Origin of the sequence: Streptomyces longispororuber (assembly GCF_014656095.1) — a bacterium.
Lineage (GTDB): Bacteria > Actinomycetota > Actinomycetes > Streptomycetales > Streptomycetaceae > Streptomyces > Streptomyces longispororuber.
Window position 1 is genome coordinate 1 of the sequence record NZ_BNBT01000121.1, and the last position, 20,644, is coordinate 20,644.

A 20,644-nucleotide genomic window follows, 5' to 3' on the forward strand; every position below is an offset into this window, starting at 1 on the left:
GAGCTCGCCCTGCGGACCGGGGCCCGCGCGCGGCGGCCGCCGCGTCCGCGCAGCGCGCCAGGTCGGCGACCGTCTGGTGGCGGTAGATGTCGCGCGAGGTCACCGCGAGGCCCGCCTGCCGCGCCTGGGCCACGACCTGGATGCTGAGGATGGAGTCGCCGCCGAGCGCGAAGAAGTTGTCGTCCGCGCCGACGCGCTCCACGTGCAGGACCTCGGCCCAGACGGCGGCGAGGGCCCGCTCGGTGGGGGTGCGCGGGGCGACGTGGCGCGCGGTGCCCCCGGCGGGCCCCGGGTCGGGCAGCCGGCCGCGGTCCAGCTTGCCGTTGGGGTTCAGCGGCAGGGCGCTCAGCACCAGGACGGCCGAGGGGACGAGGTAGTCGGGCAGGGTGCGGCCGAGCGCCCGGCGGACCGCGTCCGGCTCCACGCGCGCGCCGGGCGCGGGCACCACGTACCCGACCAGGCGCCGGTGGCCGCCGCTGTCCTGGGTGGCCGCGGCGGCCTCGGCGACGCCGTCGCAGCCGCGCAGCGCCTCCTCCACCTCGCCCAGCTCGATGCGGAAGCCGCGCACCTTCACCTGCTGGTCGGTGCGGCCCAGGTACTCCAGCTCACCGGCGGCGTTCCAGCGCACCAGGTCGCCGGTGCGGTACATGCGGTCGCCCGGCGCGCCGAACGGGTCGGCCACGAACCGGGCGGCGGTCAGCCCGGGGCGGCCCAGGTAGCCGCGCGCGAGGCCGTCGCCGCTGAGGTACAACTCACCGGTGACGCCCGGCGGTTGCGGGCGCAGCATCCGGTCAAGGACGTAGGAGCGGGTGCGGGCCACGGGTTTGCCGATCGGCGGCGCCTGCTCGGGCACGGCGGCGGAGTCGCCCGCGAACCAGGCGGTGGCGTAGACGGTGGCCTCCGTCGGGCCGTAGATGTTGGCCACCTCGCAGGAGGGCAGCGCCCGGCGCAGGTCGCGGACGGTCTGCGCGGGCAGCGCCTCGCCCGCAAGGACGAAGGTGTCCGCGTCGACGGCCGCGCCGTCCGCGGTGAGCATCCGGGAGACCACCGAGGGGACGCCGGTGACCAGTCCGGCCCGGCGCGGCTCGGACGCGTCGGCGAGGGCGGTCAGGTCGGCGACGACCTCGACGGTGCCGCCGGACAGCAGGGGGCAGAGCGTCTCGAAGACCGACACGTCGAAGTTGAGCGAGGTGGAGGCCACCACGTGCCCGAGGCGGTGGGGCCCGAACCAGGCTCCGGCCCAGGCGGCCAGCGCCGCGACGCTGCGGTGGGTGACCACGACGCCCTTGGGGCGGCCGGTGGACCCCGAGGTGTAGATGACGTACGCGGGGTGGTCGGCGTCCAGGGCCCGCGGCCGGTCGGCGTCGGCGACGTCCTCGGACTCCCCCGAGGCCTCAGGCTCCCCCGGGACCTCGGCCTCCCCCGGGACCTCGGACTCCCCCGGAGCCTCGGCCTCCCCCGGTACCCCGGACTCCCCCGGGACCGCGCCGTCCTGCGCCAGGCAGTCCTCCAGGATCAGCGGCTCGCAGCCCGCGGGCAGCGCGCCCGCGGTGTCGCGGCCCGCGAGGACCAGGGCCGGAGCGGCGTCGTCGAGCATGAAGCGGATGCGCTCGGCGGGGTACGCGGGGTCCACGGGGAGGTAGCCCGCGCCGGACTTCAGCACCGCCCACAGGGCCGTCACGAGGTCGGCGGTGCGGGGCAGGCACAGCGCCACGAACGTCTCGGGGCCGGCGCCGCGGGCGAGCAGCCGCCGGGCGAGGCGGTTGGCGCGCCGGTTCACCTCGGCGTAGTCCAGCCGGGTGGAGCCGCACACCACGGCGGTCCGGTCGGGCGTACGGGCCGCCTGCGCCTCGAACAGGGCCGGGAGGGTGCTGTCCCCCGTCTCGCCGCCGGTGGCCGCGGTCCGGTTCCAGGAGTCCAGCAGCGTGCGCCGCTCCTCCGCGGACAGCAGGGGCAGTTCGGCCAGGGGCAGGTGCGGGCCGTCCGCCATGCCGTCGAGGAGCCGGTGCAGATGGCGGCTGACGCGTTCGACCGTCGCGGCCTCGAACAGGTCGGTGTTGTACTCGACCGTCAGCTCGTAGCCGCCGCCGGCGTCCGGCGCGAACTCAAGCACCAGGTCGAAGCGGGCTGCGGGGCGGGGCAGCGGGTGGTTCTCGATCCGTACGCCACCGGCCGTGGCCGGGTGCTCGGCGCCGGTCTGCTGGACGACGAGGGCCTGCACCAGGGGCGTGCGGCTGGGGTCCCGGGGCGGGGCCAGCTCCTCCACGACGCGGTCGAAGGGGACCTGGTCGTGGGCGAAGGCGTCCAGGACGGTGCCGCGCATGCGCTCCACGAACCGGTCGACGGTGGCGGTGTCGTCGACGTCCGCGCGCAGCACCACGGTGTTGGCGAAGAAGCCGGTCACGTCCTCCAGGTCGCGGCGGCCGCGGCCGTTGGTGACCGTGCCGAAGACCACGTCGCGCTGGCCGGAGTAGCGCGAGAACAGCACGGCGGCGGCGCTCGCGAACAGCGTGAACACCGTCGTGCCGCGGCCGGTGGCGAGGTGCCGCAGCCGCTCGACGAGCTCGGCCGGGAGCCGGTGGCGGTGGGCCGTGCCCGCGGTGGTGCGCACCGGGGGCCGGGGCCGGTCGGTGGGCAGCTCGAGCTGCTGCATGCCGGACAGGTGCCGCTTCCAGTAGGCGAGGTCGTCCGCCTCGTCGCCGGAGGGGTCCGCGGAGGAGCCGCCGGGGGACCGCCGCTCGTGCTCCCACAGGGCGAAGTCCGGGTACTGCACGGCGGGGGCGGGCAGGCCGTGCGGGGTGCCGGTGGCCTCGGCGCGGTAGAGCTCGGCCAGTTCGCGGGTGAGGACGTTCACCGACCAGCCGTCGGTGACGATGTGGTGCTGGGCCAGCAGGAGCAGGTGCTCGTCGGCGGCGAGGCGGACGAGCAGGGCCCGGGTGAGCGGCCCGGTCGTCAGGTCGAAGGGGCGGCCCAGCTCCTCGGTCAGCAGCCGCTCGGCGGCGTCGGCGCGCCCGTCGGCGGGCGCGTGGGTCACGTCGGCCGTGCGCAGGGGCAGCCGGGCGTCGTCGCCGACGTGCTGGACGCCCTGTCCGTCCACCGTGGCGAAGGTGGTGCGCAGGGAGTCGTGGCGGGCGGCGAGCGCGTCCAGGGCGCGGCGCAGCGCGGTGGTGTCGAGGTCGCCGCGCAGCCGCAGCGCCACGCCGGTGTTGTACTCGGTGTCGCCCGCGGTGAGGTCGTCGAGGAACCACAGCCGTCGCTGGGCGCTGGACAGCGGCAGCGGGCGGTCGCGCGGGGCGCGCGGAATGGGCTGGTCCGGGGCGGCGGCGGAGGGGTCGGCGAGCAGCGGGGCGAGGGCGGCGACGGTCCGCGCGGTGAACACGTCCCGCACGGTGAGGCGGGCGCCGAGTTCGTCGCGGATCCGGGCGAGGGCCCGGGCCGCGAGGATCGAGTCGCCGCCGAGGTCGAAGAAGTCGTCGTCGACGCCGAGTCCGTCGACGCCGAGGACGTCCGCCCAGACGGCGGCCAGGGCCCGCTCCTCGGGGGTGCGCGGCGCGGTGCGGCCCGCGGTGGGCGCGGCGGCGGGTGCGGGCAGGGCGCGCAGGTCGACCTTGTGGTGGGAGGTGAGCGGGAGTTCGTCCAGGAGGACGACGGCGGCCGGGACCATGTGCGCGGGCAGGGCGGCGGCCGTCGCGGCGCGCAGCGCGCCGGGGTCCGGGGCCCGGTCCGGGTCGGTGGGGGTGACGTAGCCGACGAGCCGCCTCCGCCCCGGCTCGTCCTCGCGCGCCACCACCACGGCCTCGCGGACGGCGGGGTGGCGCAGCAGCGCCGCCTCGACCTCGCCGGGTTCGATGCGGAAGCCGCGGACCTTGACCTGGCGGTCGGCCCGGCCGAGGAACTCCAGATCGCCGTCCGGGGTGTGGCGGGCGCGGTCGCCGGTGCGGTAGAGCCGGGCGCCGGGCGGGCCGAAGGGGCTGGCGACGAAGCGCGTGGCGGTCAGGCCGGGGCGGCCGTGGTAGCCGCGGGCCACGCCGTCCCCGCCGACGTACAGCTCGCCGTCGGTGCCGGGCGGAACCGGCCGCAGGTCCGCGTCGAGGACGTGGACCTGGGTGCCGGGCAGCGGGCTGCCGATGGTCGGCGTGCCGCTGCCCGCGGTCAGCGGGCCGGTCCAGGAGGCGACGACCGTGGCCTCGGTGGGGCCGTACGAGTTGATCATCCGGCGGCCGGGGGCCCAGCGGTCGACGAGCGCGGGCGGGCAGGCCTCGGCGCCCACGATCAGGGTGCTGAAGTGGCGCGCGTAGTCGCCGCGTGCGGGGTCGGGCAGGGTGGCGAGCGCGGCGGGCGGGATCAGGGCGTGGGTGACGCGGTGGTCCTCCAGGACGGCGGCGAGCTCGTCGCCGAGCCAGGGCCCGTCCGGCGGGACCACGAGGGTGGCGCCGGACAGCAGGGAGCTGCACAGCTCCAGGACGGCGGCGTCGAAGCTGGGCGAGGAGAACTGCAGGACGCGGTCGCCGGGTGCGACGGCGTACTGCTCGGCGCAGGCGCGGCTGAAGCCCGCGATGCCCCGGTGGGTGACGGTCACGCCCTTGGGGGTGCCGGTGGAGCCGGAGGTGTAGATGACGTACGCCGCGTGGTCGGGGCCCACCGGCGCCGGCCGGAGGTCCGGGGCCGGGGCGGAGTCGTCGTCGAGGACGGCGCGGACGTGGTCCGGGTCGTCGAGGACCACGGCGGGCGCGGCGTCGGTCAGCATCAGGGCGCGCCGCTCGGCGGGGTAGCCCGGGTCGACGGGCAGGAAGGCGGCGCCCGCGCGTGTCACGGCGATCTCGGCCGCGACGAGCTCCATCGACCGGGGCAGGACGAGCGCCACCGTGCGGTCCGGTCCGGCCCCGCGCCGGACGAGCTCGGCGGCCAGGCGGTCGGCCCGCGCGGCGAGTTCCCGGTAGGACCAGGTCCGTCGGCCGTCGGTCACCGCGGGCGCCTCGGGCGTCCGCTCGACCCAGGCGGCGAACAGCTCCCCGAGCGGGGGGTGCGGCGCCGCGTCGGCGCTCACGTCCCCGGGGGCCGTGCGCTCGGCCCGCGGCCGGGGCGCCGCCGGGGTGGGCTTGTCATGCAGGTCCGTCATGGGGCGAGTCCTTCAGGGGCGGGGACAGAGCGGATGCGCGCGGGCACGCGGTCCCCCGGGCAGGGCGAGGCCCGGGGAGTGCTCACGCCGGAGCGGTGGGGGGTCAGGCCGTACGGATGCGGCGGGCGGTGCGGCCGGAGATCTGCACGCGGTCGACGGTGCCGGTGACGGGGTCCCGGTGGAAGTGCCCGCCGGGCTCGCGGCGGCCGGTGGCCGGGTCGACGAGGTCGCACGTCAGGTCGGCGTAGCAGACCAGGGGAAGCGCGAGGTCGCCGTCCACGGAGAGCGCCGGCGCGCCGGCGTCGTCGAGGGCGATGCGGTACTCGGTCGCGCCGTTGCGGTAGGTGCCGGCGCACTCGGGGAACGGGACGGGCTCGCCGCGGTGCGCGGGTGCCGGAGCGGTCGGCACGCGCACGCCGGTGAGCCGGGTGAGGTCGTCGGCGAGGTCGCGCCACAGGGCGGTGGCGCCGCCGGCGTTGCCGGTGAAGGCGACGACCACGCCGCTGTCGGGCTCGGCCCGCAGGTGGCAGGAGGTGCCCTGGGCGTTGCCGTCGTGGCCGCACCACCAGCGGCCGTCCTGGTGGAACAGCGCGAGCCCCGGGCCCCAGGCGTCCGCGAGGACTCCGGGGGCGGCGCCCGGCACGGCGGTCCGCAGGTGCGCCGCGACGGCGGTCGGCAGCACGGCGGACCGGCCTATCAGGGCCCTGCCGAGGGCCGCCAGGTCCAGGGCGCCGGCCAGCAGGGCGCCGGCCGGCGCCTCGACGGGGGCGAGGTTCTGCCGGGCCGGGCGCAGGTGCCCGGTCGCGGTGTTCACGGCGTGGCCGACGGCGACCGGGCGGGCGGGCGCGGTGTCGTCGAGGTGGGCGGGCTCGGTGCCGAGCGGCTCCAGGAGGAGTGCCCGGACGGCTTCCTTCCACGTCATGCCGGTGACGGACTCGACGAGCCGTCCGGCGGCGACGTAGCCGGCGTTGGAGTACGAGAAGCCGGCGCCGGGAGTGAACAGCGCGTCCTGGGCGGTGCAGGTGCCCGCCAGGTAGCGCGCGGCGGTCGTGGAGGCGGCGGTGTCGGAGTCGGGTCCCGTGGGCAGGCCCGCGGTGTGGCTGAGCAGGTGGCGAACCGTTACCTCAGGTAAGGCGCGCAGCTCGGGCACGAACGCGGCGGCGGGGTCGTCGAGGTCGAGGTCCCCGTCGTCGGCGAGGAGGTGCACGGCGGCGGCGGTGTAGACCTTGGTGACGGATCCGAGGGGGACGGCCGTGTCGGCGGTGAACGGGGTGCCGGTGGTGGCGTCGGCCGTGCCGGTGTGCACGCTGACCACGTCCGCACCGGTGTCCACGGCGAGGTGGGCGCCGGGGACGCGGTGGGTGCGGGCGAGTGCGTCGAGGCGGTCCTGCAGCGCTTGGCGCAGGCGGGACGGTGACCGCTCGATGATCGTGGTGGCGGTGGTGTACGGCATGAGGAGGTGACTCCTGTTGACGGTGGCTCAGGGTGGGGGGCACGCCGCCCGGCGGGCTCCGGGCCGGGCGTGTGGCGCGCGTGCTTACGGTCTGACGACGTCGACCGGCAGGTGGCGTACGCCGACGAGGACGGCGGGGTTCTGGTACGTGACGTCGTCGTAGGTGGGGACGGCGAGGTCGCGGAAACGGTCGAGCAGCATGCGCAGCGCGATGCGGGCCTCCAGGCGGGCCAGGGGCGCGCCGAAACAGAAGTGGATGCCGTGACCGAAGGTCAGGTGCGGGTTCGGGCTGCGGGTGATGTCGAGGGCGTCCGGCGCGGCGAAGCGGCCGGGGTCGCGGTTGGCGGCGCCCAGGTGCGCCATCACCAGGGCGTCGGGCTGGAGTTCGTGGCCGCCGAGGACCACGGGCTTGGCGACGCGGCGGCCCAGCTCGGGGAAGGGCGGCAGCCAGCGCAGCACTTCCTCGACGGCGTCGGGCAGCCGTCCGGGGTCGGCGCGCAGGGCGGTGAGCGTCCCGGGGTTGCGGTCGAAGGCGACCAGGGCGTTGCCGAGGAGGGCGGTGGTGGTGACGTGCCCGGCGACCAGGAGCAGGGCGACGAACCCGACCATCTCCTGGTCCCGCAGCCGGACGCCGTCCACTTCGGCGGCGATGAGCTTGCTGGTGAGGTCGTCGCCGGGGGTGGTGCGGCGGCGGCGGATGTGCTCCAGGACGTAGCTGTTCATCTCGCGCACGGTCGGGGCGATGGCCTCCAGGGCGCGCTCCAGGTCGGCCATGTCGGGTGCGTCGCCGAGCTGGTCGCCGCCGAAGAGGGTGGCCGCCCACTCCTGGAACAGCGGGTGGTCCTCGGCGGGGATGCCGAGCAGTTCGGCGATGACGATGATGGGCAGGGGGTAGGCCAGCGCGTCGACCATGTCGATCCGGTCGCGGTCCGCCACGGCGTCCAGGAGGCGGGCGCAGACGGCCTCGATGCGCGGTTCGAGACCGTGCACCACGCGCGGGGTGAACGCCTGGCTCACCAGCGTGCGGAACTTGCGGTGCTCGGGCGGGTCCATGCCGACGAAGTTGCCCTGCTTGAACGCCTCGAAGTCCTCCTGCGTGGGGGCGATCGGGGTCATGTCCGAGGAGTACGTCGCCGGGTCCGCGAGCACGGCGGCCACGCCTTCGTGGCTGACGACCTGCCACACCCCTTGCGCCTCGTCGTAGCGGACCGGTCCGGCCTCGCGCAGCGACCGCCACCGGTCGGTGAGGGTGTCGAACAGCAGGTGTTCCTGCGCCGACGGGCTGCTGGTCGAGTTGCTGGTCACTTCTCTCCCTTGTGTGGGGGACGCGCGGGCACGACGAAGGTGGGGGTGGGGCGGTCACGGGGGCGGCACCGGCCCGGGCGCGCCGGACGGTGCCGGCCGCCGCTCCCGGGTGACTCGCGTCCGCGCGGAACCGTCAGGGCACCCGGGGACCCGGCAAGGGGAGTGGACACGCGTGCGGGCAGGCGGAGCGTCCGTCACGGAAGGTGGGCGGGCCGTGCCGACGGGCGGTGTCCTCACCGGCCCGTGCGCCTGTCATCCGTCCGTCACCGGGGCCGCTCGGCCTGGGTCAGCACGTCCGCCCCGGCGCACTTCGGCATTCCGTCCGCCCTTGGGCGAAGGGCGGCACCTGTTGCGCGGACCAAGCCGACATCACTCATCCCCCAGTGAAACGTTCCTCGCGGCAGGTGCGCGAGACTTCCCCATGCTCGTACGAATCGGTGGTGCGGGCCCGTGAGCGCGAGCCCCCCAGCTCCGGACGAGAACGTACACACGTCCCGTCGAAGCGGTCCTGCGCTTTGCACCACGCATATTCAGAGCACCCTCGCCACAGTCTTCACGGCGGGTCACTCGATAGCAACCCCCAGAAGTTGAATGGAGGGCGCTTCCGCCGTCCGTTTCGATTAACCGCCGAGTAGCTTTCCGGTGGTCTAGTTCGCGTCTCAACAGTCCGATGGGGACCGCCGCCACCGCGTGTGCCCCGGCGCCCCACAGTCAAACACGCCGGTATGAAAAACGGCGCCTTCCGTTTATACACATCCGGCCACGGACGGCTCCCGCCAGCGAGGAGCGTCCAACTCCGGCCATGAACACGTGCCGTTGTGGCAGATGTTGATCGAATTCGCGCGCTCTCGCGCGCACTTGATTACCTCTCATGACGTGCGACGACCGGAGATGCCCGACTCGCCCGACCCCTCATCCGACCGGCGAGTAACCCTGGCCGAATTCCATGGGGGGCGCACGGGGGCGCACTGTCACGCACAGTGCGCGGGCGCGCGCTTCCATCAGAAACGGCTTTCTTTCCGAAGGCCGCCGGAAATCCTCTCCACTTAACGGCGAATGTCGGGTTGACGCCCAATGTCATGGCCAGTGCTTAGGGTATGCACACAACAGGCGAAGAAGATCTGGAAACAACGGCCCCGACGGCATCAACAGGGCGCATTCACCCCGGAACGCGGAACTCCCGGCTCTGGCCGACACTCGGCTCACTTGTTGTCATGTACAGGTCTACCCTGGCCCTGTCCCGCACCGCGCGGTCCGCGCGCCGGGCCCGGCTACCGCAACCGTCCACAGGCCCACCGGACCAGGCGGCGGCCGTCCGCGCCGCCGCCCGCGCGGCCCCCACCCGACAGGGAGGTCACCGTGTTCACACCCCTGCTGACGGCCGCCGTGCTCGCCGCCGCGGCCGCCCTGACACCCGCCGCGCCGCCGCCGGCGGACGAGGCCGCTCCGTCACACGTCCAGCGCACGACGGCACGGGCCCAGGACGCGTCGGCATCCGCCCGGGGCCCGGCTGCGCGCACGCCGGTCGCCCCGGTTCCGGCCGCGGGCGAGGAGGAGCGCGCCGCTCTCCGGCTGGCCTCCGCCGGCGGCCCGGACCGCCACGAGATCCGGCACTCCGGAGCGTCGTACGTGAAGGTGCACTTCGACCGGTTCCGGCTCGCGCCCGGTGACCACGTGACGGTGGCCGATCCGACCGGGCGCGAGACGCACACGTACCACGGCGACCCGGCCCGGGGCGGCGCCGTGCCCGGGGACGCGGGGTTCACGCGGCACGGCCGCACCGGCTTCGCCGCGCTGTCGGTGGACGGCGACACCGCCGTGGTCACCCTGCACCGGCGCGCGAGACACGGCTCGGAGGTGTCGGTCGACCGGTACTGGCGGGGCTACTCCGCGGCGGAGTTCGCCGCCAGGAACCCCTCCGCCGTGCGCAGCGTGTGCGGCGCCGACGGCCGGCGTGACGCGGTCTGCTACCGGAGCAGCCATCCCGCGCCGTACGCCGCGTCACGCGGCGTCGCCCGCATGCTGACGAACGGCGCGGGCTACTGCACCGCCTGGCGTGTGGGCCGGGGCAACCACATGATGACCAACAACCACTGCGTCAGCACGCAGTCCCAACTGGACACCATGGAGGTGCAGTTCGACTACGACTGCGCCACCTGCGGTGGCAACGACCCGCGCCCCGGCACCAAGGTCGGCGCCGCCGCGCTGCTGCGCACCTCGGCGAGCCTGGACTACACCGTGTTCAGCGTGGACGACTTCGACCGCGTCTCCCCCTTCGGCACGCTGTTCCTGGAAACCCGCGCCCCGGTCGCGGGTGAGCAGGCCTACGTCGTCGGCCACGGCGACACCCGGCCCAAGCGCATCTCCCTCTACGAGGAACGTGACGGCGGCGCCTACTGCGGGGTGCGCACCCCGCAGCTCGGCACCGAGGACGTCGGGTACTCCTGCGACACCTCCGGCGGCAGCTCCGGCTCCCCGGTCGTGGCCGGCTCGTCCCACAAGGTGATCGCCCTGCACTGGGGCGGCTCCTGCCCGACCAACGTGGGCACGCGCATGGACCGCATCCACCCGCAGATCCAGGACCTGATCGACAACCGGCCCTCCTGAGGGCCGTGGGGCCCGTCCCGCCGTGGGGCCCGTCCCGCCGCGCGCCCCGCCGGGTCCGTTCCCTCGCGCGCCGGTCACCGCAGCCGGCGGATGTCCCCCCGTACGCGGTAGAAGCCGCCGGCCGCCGCGTGCAGGGCGTCCACGACGTAGCGTGCGCCGGGCTCGCGTATCGCGCGGGGGAACTGGACGTTCCAGGACGGTTCGTAGCCCTCGGAGAGCACGTGGACGCGGAGGCGACCGTGTTCCTGGACGCACTCGACGACGACCGCGCCGCTGGGGGCGTGGGTGACGGTGGCCACCGAGCCGGCCGTGGTGGCCGGCTCGTAGGTGGGCAGTGCGGCGGCGAGCTTGACGTCCCGGGCGACCGGCACCGTGCCCTGCTGCGCGGCGGTGACGGCCTCCTCGCTCGCGTCGACGCACACCAGCGAGCCGTCCGTGGTCACCAGGTACAGCCGCTCGTCGTGGTACTGCATCGACAGGGCCGAGCCGCCGCCGGTGCCGAGCTTCCACAGGCGCGTGCCGTCCTGGTCGAAGCAGTAGACGGAGGACGACGCGTCGCCCGCGAAGACGAACCGTCCGCCGGGCGAGGTGGCGCAGGAGTACACCGGGCTGTCGCAGGTGTACGTGGCCTCGATGGCGCCCGTCGCCTTCCGCAGCCGCTGCACCACGCGGTGCGCGGTGCCCGCGTACACGGCGTCGTCCTCCTGCCAGCCGAAGAGGACGCCGCCGCGCGTGGTGGTGTGCCACAACTCGCCGCCGCCGTCGGGCGCGTAGGCGGTGACGCCCCGGTGGTGGCCGTGGTAGACGGCCCGGTCGTCGGCGCGGACCATCCAGGCGTGCTGGCCCTGGCTGCGGCGCGCCCACTGGTGCTCGTCCTCGTGGTCGATGACGGTGAGCCAGCCCTCGCGGTCCGAGACGTCCAGGACGCCCTCGTGGATGTCCAGCCAGAAGATGTCGACGTCGGCCGCGATGTCGTAGGCGGCGAAGGGCAGCTTCGACGACAGGTCGTAGACCTTGCCGTCGTCGCAGCCCGCGTAGATCCAGAAGTCGTCGGCGACCAGGCACTTGACGCCGTCCGGGAGGCTGAAGCGGGCGCGGACGCCGCCGTCGTGGTCCAGGGTGTAGACGTCGCCCGCCTGGTTGCCGACCCAGCACAGCTCGTCGTCGACGTGGATGCCGAACGCGGCGGAGCCGGTGCGGAACCGCCACAGGACGGGCGCCACGGCGCGCGCGGTGGACGGGGCGGAGGCCACCTGGCGGCGGGTCACCGGGCGCGGGGCCCGCTGCCCCGGGACGGCCGGGGCGTACCCCTTGCGGACCTTCTCGCCCACCTTCTTCGCGGCCGCGGCGCGCGCCTTCTCCGCCGTCGGGAACGTCGTCGTCTGGGTCTGCCCGGCGGCGCCTATGCGTCCGTAGCGCACCGTCACCACCGTCCCCGCGACCTCCACCTCGTAGAACTTGTGGGCACCTGCGCCCTCTTGCGACAGCTCCAGGTACGTCGTCGACTGCATCGACTGCGCCGACTGCGCGGACACGGCGGACATGGCAGACCCCTCCCCAGGACGGACCCGGGGTGTCTCCACCGGGTCCAGGTGCTCACACCGTAGGAGACGCCACTGACAATCACCGGCCGTCGTGCGCGGCCCTCGTGCGGGGGCTACCGCACACAGGTCCGGTCGCCCTCGGGGAGGACGCCCGTGGCCAGGTAGGCGTTGACCTCGTCGTCCACGCAGGTGTTGCCGTACTCGCCGTAGACGCCGTGCCGGTCGGCTCCTTCGAGGGTGATCAGCGCGGAGCCGCGCAGCCGGTGCCGCAGGGCGACGCTGCCGTCGTACGGGGTGCGCGGGTCGCCGGTAGCGGCCACCAACAGGGCGGGGGTGGCGTGCCGGACGCGGGTGGGCCGCTCGCGGGGGCGCTCCCAGAAGGCGCAGGGCCCGATGTTGTTCGTCAGCGGGCCGAACAGCGGGTGGTCGCGACGGCTGCGCCGGATGTCGCGCCAGTAGCGCTCGGGGTCGCGGGGGGCCGCCACGTCCCCGCAGAGGATCGCGGTCTGCACGCTGCCGTAGTGCGAGCCCTCGCCGGTCACCGCGAACCGCAGGATCTCGGCCAGGTTCTGCGGCAGCGGCGCCGGCCGGCCAGCGGCGGCCCGGGCCAGGGTGGCGACGGTCGCGGCCAGGCCGGCCCGGGTCCCGTCGGTGTCGTCGGCGAGGCCCTCGACGAGCAGGAACGGCACGTGGCTGTCGTCGACGCGGTACTTCTGCGAGCCGGTGCCCACGGTCAGCGGGGCGCGCGCCGAGGCCCGGACGACGCGGTCGATCGTGGCGAGCACGCCGGCGCGGGTGCGGCCGAGGCCGTAGGTGCCGTGCCGGGCCGCCGCCCAGGACGCCCAGGCGGCGAGCGCCCGCTCGTTCTCGTCCTCGGCGCCGCGCAGGATGCGGGGCTGGTAGCGCGGGGTGTCGATCGCCCCGTCGAGGACCATCCGGTCGTAGCGGCGCGGGAACATCTGCGCGTAGACCGTGCCCAGGTACGTGCCGTACGAGTAGCCCAGGTAGGACAGCTTGCGGTCGCCGAGGGCGCCCCTGATGACGTCCATGTCGCGGGCGGTGTTGCGGGTGCTGATGTGCGGCAGCACGGCCGCGTTGGTGGCCCGGCACGCGTCGGCGGCCCGCTTCTGCAGGGCCACCTGCCGGTCGAAGCCCGCCCGTCCGGCGCCCGCGGAGAACAGGGTCGTGCCCATGTTCCACCCGCAGTCCAGCGGGGTGCTGCGGCCCACGAAGCGCGGGTCCATGCCGATGATGTCGTAGCGCGCCCCCACGTCCTTCATCGCGGCACGGGCGGCGGGCGGTGCGTCGAGCGTGGCGCCGCCGGGGCCGCCGTTGTTCAGCAGCAGCGGGCCCACCCGGCGGCGGGTGTCGGTGGCCTTGATGCGCGAGACGGCGACGGTGAGGGTGCGGCCGCCGGGGTCGGCGTAGTCGAGCGGCACGGTGACGTCGGCGCAGCGCGCGCCCGCCTTCTGAAGCGCGCGGCCCTCCTCGTCGCCGGGACCGAGGACGCAGCTTCGCCAGTCGAGGCGCTGGTGGTAGTAGCGGTCGAGCCCACCCGTGGCGGCCGTCGGGACTGCGGGGCCGGGCGGGGCTGCGGGGCCGGGCGGGGGTGCGGCGGTCGCGGTGGGGGCGGCCAGCGCCAGGGCCGCCACCGCCGTGGTCAAGGCCGTGGTGCGGTAGGCGAGTTGGCGTCGGCTGAGGGGGGCACGCTGCTGCTCGGTCATACAAGGAACGCTAGGAGCGCGGCCGTCCCCGCTCACTCCGGCCGGCCCCCGGACTCGAGGTGGAGTACGCCGTACCCGCGTGGTCGGGGAAACCGGAGGGGGACGGGTCCCCCTCGGGCCGCCGGTCCGCTTCCCGCGTGTCCCCTCGTGCCGCGTGCCCGTGGCGTCACCCCGACGGCATCAGGCGCCACACCTGGTCCGCGTTCGTCGTGCGGTCCCACTGCTCCGCCTGGGCCCCTTCCTCCGTGCTCTGGCCGCGGATGCCGAGGTACTTCCCGCTGCGGAGGTTGGCGAGGGTGTAGGTGCCGCCCTCCGGCGGGCCCACCGGTGCCAGCGCCCATGTGTGGAACCTGTAGCCGTCGCAGGAGAACTGGTTGGCGTTGGCGCCGTTGTCGAGGCTTCCGTTGCTGATGGCCAGGCACTTGCCGCTGTTGTCGTTGACCACGGCGACGTTGCCGCCGCCCAGTTCGACCACCTGCCAGCGCTGGTCGGTGGCGCCCGCGCAGGTGCGCTGGATCGCCCTGGCGCCGTCCGCCCCGCTCCGGTCGAGGATGCTCAGGCACTTGCCGCTGTGGGTGTTGACGACGGTCGTGCCCCACTGCTTGGGCGGCTGCTGCTGGGTGAAGAGCGAACCGGGCTGCTGGTTGCACTCCCACTGGCGCAGGGCGGCGCCGTCGGTGGTGGAGGACTCGGTGACCTCCAGGCACAGGGGCCGTACGGACGTCATGGTCTGGAAGCCCACGCCGTCGCCGAGGGGGACGATCCGGAAGCTGACGTCCGTGCCGCTGCCGCAGGGGGCCAGCCGGAGCGCGGCTCCCGGCGTGGGGCTGGAGTTCTCCACCCCGACGCAGGTGCCGCTCACCGCGCTGACGAGGTTGACGGCGCCCGTGCTCGCGCCGGAGGCCTGGAGGTACCAGCGGGCGGCGGGCTTGCCGAAGCAGCGTCCCTGGCGCACCGGCTGGCCGAGCGCGGACGTCGGAGTCTCCACGCACAGCTTGCTGTGGGTGTTGACGATGTTCACCACTTGCGCGGGCCCGAGGCGCGGCGCCCGGTCCGGGGCGGTGGTCCGCGCTGGACCTGCGTGCGGCGCCCGGTCCGCGGCGGCGGCGTGCGCGGGCGGCCCGAGAACCGCGACGGCCGCGGTGAGCGCGGCGGACAGCAGGGCCACGAGGGCCCGGGCGGCCCTGCCCGGCCCGGGCCGCGCGCCGCGCCGGTGCCATGTTCCGGACTCCGTGTCCGCCTGCGTACCCACCCTCGTATCCATCCGGGACATCTCCCCACCTCTCCCTACGGGTGCAGCGCCGTCCAGGTCGCGGCGTCGACGACTCCGGTGCCCGGCAGGCTGAGCTGCTGCTGGAGGTGTTTGACGGCCGCTTCGGTGATGACCTCGAAGGAGCCGGTCATCGGCACGGTCTGGTAGCGGTACACCTCGTTGAGGACGCACTGGAGGTGGCGCACGGCCTCGCCGCTGTCCCCCAGCTTCAGCGTGGGGTGGCCCCCCAGGTACATGCACAGGCGCCATTCGGTCGCCGCCGCGGTGGACGGGCTCGGGGCGTGCGCGAAGGCCGTCGTCGGCGCGGCGACCAGGACGGCGGCGGCGAGCAGGGCTCCGGCGGCCACGCGCCCGGGCGCCGGGCGGCCGGAGCCGCGCCGGGGGGTGCGCCCCTGGGGAGTCACCCTGGGCTGACGAGACATGGGATCTCTCCGTTTCTGCGTGCTTCTGGGTACGCGGCCTAGAACCACGGGCAGCGCGGCAGGCCCGGGAAGGGCTGGGTCGTGCCCGCGGGCAGGCGCACGGCCTCGGTGGGGACGACGCCCCAGGCCTTGATCTTGGGCATCGAGCCCACCTGGTCGCCCTGGGTGTAGTACCAGGTCTTGTTGCCTTGGGTGTCCGCGGGCCCGGTGGTGTAGCAGGGGAACCAGGACGGCGACAGCTTCAGCCAGCCCGTGACGGGCGAGGCGAAGTCGGCCCGGGCGTACACGTCCGAGGGCAGGTTGTCGCAGTACAGGGCCTTGGTGAACACGTTGCCGATGGCGTCCCGCAGCTCGATGCCCTCGCGGAGTTCGCAGGTCGCCCGCTCGGCCGCGTGCGCGGGCGCGGCGAGCCCGGCCCCGAGGGCCAGTACCGCGAGTCCCGCCGCGACGGCGGCCGTCCGCCGCCAGGCGGCCCGGAGGGCGGACGACACCGGCCCGCGCGGTGTCCGGGCGACGCGCCGCGCGCCTCGTCGCTGTTCCCGCTGCTCGGTCAGCATGGCACGCACCTCTTCCACGTCCGTGGCGGCGGTCATGTCCATGGGCACTTCGCCAGGTTGGGGAAGGGGTGCTCCGGCGCCTTCACCGACGTCGCCGGCACATAACCCCAGGCCTTCGCCGCCGGGGTGGTCACCACCTGGTCGCCCTGGGTGTAGTACCAGAGGTCGGTGCCGGGGTAGGTGCTGCCCTGCTTCCAGCACACGAACCAGGCGGGCGTGAACAGCATCTCCCCGCTGACCGTGCTGGTGGAGCGCGACTGGAGCCGGATGTGCCCCGGCTCCACCTCGCACAGCAGGTCCCCGGTGAACCTCCGTCCGGTCCAGTCGACGTGCTGCTCGGCGGGGCGCAGCCGGCACTCCGCGGCCTGGGCCGCGGCGGCCTGCCCCGGAGCCGTCAGCACTCCGGCGAGCGCGCACAGCGCCCCCGGCAGCACGCAGCCGCGCAGCAGTCGCGCGGCGCGCCGGCCGCGTCTTCGTACGGCAGCCCTGTCGGACATGACTCCCCCTCAAGTCCTCGTACGTACCGTGCGGTGCACCCGACCACTCTTGGTGCTCCGACGGCAGACTGTCGCCCAGGCCGCTGACATACGGCTGACATCCCTACGGCATGTGGCCGGAGTCCGTCCCGCGCCGCCCGCAGCGCCTGACCGGTGGTGCCCCGCGGCGTCCGCAGCGCCTCACCGGGGACGCCGCGCGCCGTCCGCAGCGCCTCACCGGGAACGCCCGGCGGGCAGCCGCAGCCGTTCGACGCGCACCTGGCCCGGCGGGTAGGGGAAGAACGACGTCGACCCCGCCGACCAGTACTCCCGCGTCCCGGGCACCCGTGCGATCCCGTTCATCAGGACCGGGGTCGTGGACGCGGGCCCGCGCTCGCCGACCCAGTTCCCGCCGTCCCAGCGGAGGTAGTGGGCCCGGTTCCCGTCCGGGTACTCCCAGCCGGCGATGCGGTCGGGGCGGTCGCGGTCGTCGCCGACGATGCCCGTGAGTTCGCCCCCGGCGAAGGGCGTGCCGACGTACTGCCAGGCCGTGCCGTCGTAGTGGCTCAGCCGGGGCGCGGGCGGGCGGCCGCCGGGGAGGCTCCAGTGGTAGCCGCAGAGCCAGATGTCGTTCGGCGCGGCAGGCAGCATGCCGGTGACGTGGCTCATCTGCCCTTCCAGCGGGATCTCGTGCCATGCGCCGTCCCAGCGGGCGCACACGCCGCTGCCGTAGATCCAGACGTCCCCGCGGCAGGAGCGGCGCACGCCGACCGCGGCGTTGTTGTTGCCGCTGGGCAGCGGCCGGATCCAGCGCCAGCGCCGCCCGTTCCAGTGCATCGTCCGGGACCGGTTCTCGTACGTCCCGACGGCCCAGGCGCTCCCGTCGGGGGCGACGGCGACATCGTGGACGGCGGTGTCCGCCGCGCCCTCGCCGGGGAAGGGCACCCGCTCCCAGCCGTCCCCGTCCCAGGCGTACAGGTGCCAGAGGCCGTGCTCGCGGTCGAGGCCGACGGCCCAGGCGTCGCCGGAGGCGTTGGCGGCGACGCGGGTGAGGAAGCCGTTGAAGGCCAGGCCGGTGGTGTCCGTGCGGAACCAGGCCGTGCCGTTCCACCGGTACGCCAGCGGCCTGCCGTACGTGGTGCGGTCGAGGCCTTCGGTGCCCACGGCCCAGGCAAGGCGGGGCCCGGCGGCCGCCACGGAGCGCAGCCCGGCCATCTCCGCGGCGTCGGGCACGTCGGCCTGCTGCCAGCCGTCGGCGCGGACGGCGGCCCGGGCGGGCAGGGCCGGCAGCAGGGTGGCCCCCGCGGCCGTGCCGAGCGCGCCTCTGACGAAACGTCTCCGGTGCATGACGATGCCTCCCCAGTGGTCCGGTGGTCGAGCGGTGTGTGGGTGTGACCCGTGCGGTGAGCGGTGCGGTGTGGTGTGGTGCGAGGGCAGAGCGTCCAGCAAGGCGCGGCGAGGGGGAACGCACGCGCGTGAGTGTTCCGCTCTTTTCTCCGGTTCCCGGGGGCCTTCGGGGTGCCGGAAGCGGGGCGGACGTGCGGGTTCCGAGGTGGCGTCCGCGGGCCGGGCCGCCACCCGGGAACGGCTCCCTCCGGTCGGCCTGGCATGATCGGAGCATGACGGAACGGGTGATCGCGGCATGTGACGGAGCTTCCAAGGGCAACCCCGGCCCCGCGGGGTGGGCCTGGGTCGTCGCGGACGCCGACGGGGTGCCGGTGCGCTGGGAGGCGGGGCCGCTCGGGGTGGCCACGAACAACGTGGCCGAGCTCACCGCGCTGTCCGAACTGCTCGCGGCCCTGCCCGCCGACGTGCCCGTCGAGGTGCGCATGGACTCGCAGTACGCCATGAAGGCCGTCACCGTCTGGCTGCCCGGCTGGAAGAAGAAGGGCTGGAAGACCGCGGGCGGCAAGCCCGTGGCCAACCGCGACCTGGTCGAGCGCATCGACAGCCAGTTGTCCGGCCGCAGCGTCGACTTCGTGTACGTGCCCGCGCACCAGGTGGGCGGCGACCCGCTGAACGCGGTCGCGGACCACGCCGCCAGCCGGGCGGCCCAGTCGCAGGAGCCGGACGGGACCGCGCACGGCGCGACCGCCGTCCCCGAGGTGCCCGAGCCGCAGCCGGGCGAGCGGAAGGCGAGCCGCCGCACCGGCAGCCGTCCCGGCGCCCGTGCGGGCGGGCGTTCCGGGCGCCGGACCATCGCCGCGAAGTTCAAGGGAACCTGCGGCTGCGGCCGCGCCTACGCCGCCGGTGAGCAGATCGCGAAGGGCACGCACGGCTGGGGCCACCCGGAGTGCGCCACCGCCTGACCGGGGGGCTCGGCGGGCTGAGCGGGCTCAGCGGGTCAGCGGGACGGTGGTGCGCGACGAGGCCCCGGCCGGTCGGTGCCCGGCGCCGTCCGTCAGCGTCCGGGCCCCCGTCGGCTGTCGGGGCCGTCAGCTCCCCGCCCCCTCGGCGGCCGGTTCCCCGGTCAGGTCCGCGCTCACCGTCGTGTCCGGGACGCAGACGATCCCGTCGAACGCCTCCAGGGCGGGGATCTCGATGAAGGTGGTGTCCAGCCGCGTACGGACCGGCTCGGGGCAGTTCCGCGCCCGGGCGTGCTCCCGTAGTGCCCGCGTGTCCACCAGGGCCGGCCGGTCGGGGACGCCCGCGAACAGGGCCTCGACGCTGTCCGGTGCGGCCGCGGGTGTGGCGGCGCGGCCCCAGCGCATGCCGAGGGGGTGGTCGCGGTCGGGCACGTTCTCCACGGTCTCGCCGCCGTTGCCGGTCAGGGCGACGGGGACGTAGTCCGCGCCGAGCTCCCGCGCGAGCAGGTGGCCCATGGTCGCCGGCGCGAGCGGTCCGTCGCCCGGGTTGGCCGAGCGCTGGATGTGGGCGTTGTGCCCGACCAGGGCGACGCGCGTCCCGGGCCGCGACCGCTCCAGGAACTCCAGCAAGGTGTCGGCCAGGTAGCGCTCCCGGGCGACGAAGCCCAGGCTGTCGGGCGCGCCCGCGAGCGCCTCGGCCATGGCCCGCTGGGCCCGGTCGGTGGTCACGGCGGCGCGGACGTCCGACAGGGCGGTCTCGTAGGCCGCGCGGCCTGCGCGGTCGACGTACGTCTCGCGCAGGTCCGCGAACCGGCCCGCGAGCCGGGCGAGGGCCGTGGTGAGCCGGTCCTGCTCGGCCGGGTCCAGGTCGAGCCGGGCGAAGGCGGGGACCATGACCGTGCCGCCCGCGACGGCGCCGGAGATGTCCAGGGCCGTGCGCAGCCAGCGCAGCGCGCCCGGGTCCACTCTCTCCAGGTAGGCGGCGACCGGCTCCAGGACGGGCGCGAGCGAGCCGCCCGCCATGGGGATGTCGCAGCCGACGAAGCGGACCGGGTGCGGGGCGCCCGCGTTGTGGCGGCGCAGCCACCGCAGGGTGTCCCTGCACTCCACGGGCTGCCCCAGGCCCCTGGGGCGCCGCTGCGTCCCTCCCCCGGCCGCGGGGTGGTGCTCGGGGGCCAGGAGGTCGTCGATGTCGCCGGGGCCGCCCTGGATCCACGCGTCCACGGGGCGGCCCTCGGCGGCCCCGTACTCCATGGCGTAGACGGTGAAGCCGAGCCGCTCGACGAGGAAGCGCAGGACGCGGTGGCGCAGTTGCCCGAACTCGCGGATCTGGTGGGAGCTCTCGCCCAGGGCGACCACGCGGGCGTCGCCGACGAGGGCGCGCAGCGGCTCCAGGTCGTCGACCGGGGCCTCCAGGTCCGCCCGCGGGCCGAGGGGTGCCAGCCGGTGGGCGTGGCGCGTGACCCACTCGACGAGTTCGGCGGGGGCGGCCGCCGCCGTCGGTCCGGCCGGTGTCTGGAGCGCGCGCAGGTCGCTCACGGCGCCGGGGCGGTCGTGGTGGTCGGGGTCGGTCATGGGGTGTGCTCCGCGGGTTCGGTCGGTACGGGCCGGACGGCGTCGCGCGCCGCCCGGCCAGGAGGGCCGGTGCGGCGGGTCTGTCGGCGTGTCAGGAAGCGGCGCCCCGCCGTTCGGTGCCGCAGGGCTCGGCGCGCCAGGTCCGGCCTGGGTGCATGGGCATGCCACGGACCGTATCAAGGGGCTGTGGCGGTACGCAGGGCGATTTCGGCGGGTGCCGCCGCCGGGGCGCGCGTGCCGGTGTCCACGGGGTGGGCCGGGTGGGTTCCCTGCGGAAATTTCA

Annotated in this window: 13 protein-coding genes; 2 read left to right on the plus strand and 11 right to left on the minus strand. The window is 75.3% G+C overall.

What is annotated here, in order from left to right:
• From IE330_RS28470 to IE330_RS28480, 3 genes are all read right to left on the minus strand, one after another.
• Positions 1–5,119, minus strand: a 5,119-nt coding sequence (locus IE330_RS28470; RefSeq protein ID WP_190139018.1) for a non-ribosomal peptide synthetase, incomplete at its 3' end; no start/stop codon positions are given.
• Between the two features lie 103 nt (positions 5,120–5,222).
• On the minus strand, positions 5,223–6,572 hold the full coding sequence (locus IE330_RS28475) for a serine hydrolase domain-containing protein (RefSeq protein ID WP_190139019.1): 1,350 nt from the start codon (positions 6,570–6,572) through the stop codon (positions 5,223–5,225).
• Between the two features lie 84 nt (positions 6,573–6,656).
• The gene (locus IE330_RS28480) at positions 6,657–7,877 is read right to left on the minus strand and encodes a cytochrome P450 (RefSeq protein WP_229925996.1); all 1,221 of its coding nucleotides are present in this window, start codon (positions 7,875–7,877) and stop codon (positions 6,657–6,659) included.
• 1,359 nt (positions 7,878–9,236) lie between these two features.
• Between IE330_RS28480 and IE330_RS28485 the strand changes: the two genes are divergently transcribed.
• Positions 9,237–10,484 carry a trypsin-like serine peptidase gene (locus IE330_RS28485; protein ID WP_229925997.1) on the plus strand — a complete coding sequence of 416 codons (1,248 nt, stop codon included), beginning with the start codon at positions 9,237–9,239 and terminating at the stop codon, positions 10,482–10,484.
• Between the two features lie 74 nt (positions 10,485–10,558).
• On the opposite strand, the gene IE330_RS28490 is transcribed toward IE330_RS28485, so the two are convergent.
• The 7 genes from IE330_RS28490 to IE330_RS28520 form a co-directional block, all read right to left on the minus strand.
• Complete coding sequence (locus tag IE330_RS28490; RefSeq protein ID WP_190139021.1) at positions 10,559–12,028, minus strand: WGR domain-containing protein; 1,470 nt, start codon at positions 12,026–12,028, stop codon at positions 10,559–10,561.
• Between the two features lie 113 nt (positions 12,029–12,141).
• Positions 12,142–13,752: an alpha/beta hydrolase gene (locus IE330_RS28495; protein WP_190139022.1), complete on the minus strand. Its 1,611-nt coding sequence runs from the start codon at positions 13,750–13,752 to the stop codon at positions 12,142–12,144.
• A gap of 166 nt (positions 13,753–13,918) precedes the next feature.
• Positions 13,919–15,025 (minus strand): RICIN domain-containing protein, encoded by a 1,107-nt coding sequence (locus IE330_RS28500; protein ID WP_190139023.1) that lies wholly within the window; start codon positions 15,023–15,025, stop codon positions 13,919–13,921.
• Between the two features lie 14 nt (positions 15,026–15,039).
• Positions 15,040–15,447 carry a peptidoglycan-binding domain-containing protein gene (locus IE330_RS28505; protein ID WP_190139024.1) on the minus strand — a complete coding sequence of 136 codons (408 nt, stop codon included), beginning with the start codon at positions 15,445–15,447 and terminating at the stop codon, positions 15,040–15,042.
• 38 nt (positions 15,448–15,485) lie between these two features.
• Positions 15,486–16,046: a hypothetical protein gene (locus IE330_RS28510; RefSeq protein ID WP_190139025.1), complete on the minus strand. Its 561-nt coding sequence runs from the start codon at positions 16,044–16,046 to the stop codon at positions 15,486–15,488.
• Positions 16,037–16,501 carry a hypothetical protein gene (locus IE330_RS28515; RefSeq protein WP_190139026.1) on the minus strand — a complete coding sequence of 155 codons (465 nt, stop codon included), beginning with the start codon at positions 16,499–16,501 and terminating at the stop codon, positions 16,037–16,039. The genes IE330_RS28510 and IE330_RS28515 overlap by 10 nt, the downstream gene beginning before the upstream one ends.
• Positions 16,502–16,714: 213 nt before the next feature.
• On the minus strand, positions 16,715–17,827 hold the full coding sequence (locus tag IE330_RS28520) for a hypothetical protein (protein ID WP_190139027.1): 1,113 nt from the start codon (positions 17,825–17,827) through the stop codon (positions 16,715–16,717).
• Positions 17,828–18,099: 272 nt separating this feature from the next.
• On the opposite strand from IE330_RS28520, the gene IE330_RS28525 reads away from it, so the two are divergent.
• Entirely contained in the window at positions 18,100–18,789 is a 690-nt protein-coding gene (locus IE330_RS28525; RefSeq protein WP_190139028.1) for a ribonuclease H family protein, read from the plus strand.
• Between the two features lie 126 nt (positions 18,790–18,915).
• Here the strand turns inward: IE330_RS28525 and IE330_RS28530 are convergent, their stop codons facing one another.
• Entirely contained in the window at positions 18,916–20,361 is a 1,446-nt protein-coding gene (locus IE330_RS28530; RefSeq protein ID WP_190139029.1) for an erythromycin esterase family protein, read from the minus strand.
• Between the last annotated feature and the right edge of the window lie 283 nt (positions 20,362–20,644).

Coding starts and splice junctions, on each gene's coding strand:
- IE330_RS28505 (WP_190139024.1), bottom strand. CDS start 15,447: ATGTCTCGTCAGCCCAGGGTGACTCCCCAGGGGCGCACCCCCCGGCGC.
- IE330_RS28515 (WP_190139026.1), bottom strand. CDS start 16,501: ATGTCCGACAGGGCTGCCGTACGAAGACGCGGCCGGCGCGCCGCGCGA.
- IE330_RS28500 (WP_190139023.1), bottom strand. CDS start 15,025: ATGTCCCGGATGGATACGAGGGTGGGTACGCAGGCGGACACGGAGTCC.
- IE330_RS28475 (WP_190139019.1), bottom strand. CDS start 6,572: ATGCCGTACACCACCGCCACCACGATCATCGAGCGGTCACCGTCCCGC.
- IE330_RS28520 (WP_190139027.1), bottom strand. CDS start 17,827: ATGCACCGGAGACGTTTCGTCAGAGGCGCGCTCGGCACGGCCGCGGGG.
- IE330_RS28525 (WP_190139028.1), top strand. CDS start 18,100: ATGACGGAACGGGTGATCGCGGCATGTGACGGAGCTTCCAAGGGCAAC.
- IE330_RS28495 (WP_190139022.1), bottom strand. CDS start 13,752: ATGACCGAGCAGCAGCGTGCCCCCCTCAGCCGACGCCAACTCGCCTAC.
- IE330_RS28490 (WP_190139021.1), bottom strand. CDS start 12,028: ATGTCCGCCGTGTCCGCGCAGTCGGCGCAGTCGATGCAGTCGACGACG.
- IE330_RS28510 (WP_190139025.1), bottom strand. CDS start 16,046: ATGGACATGACCGCCGCCACGGACGTGGAAGAGGTGCGTGCCATGCTG.
- IE330_RS28530 (WP_190139029.1), bottom strand. CDS start 20,361: ATGACCGACCCCGACCACCACGACCGCCCCGGCGCCGTGAGCGACCTG.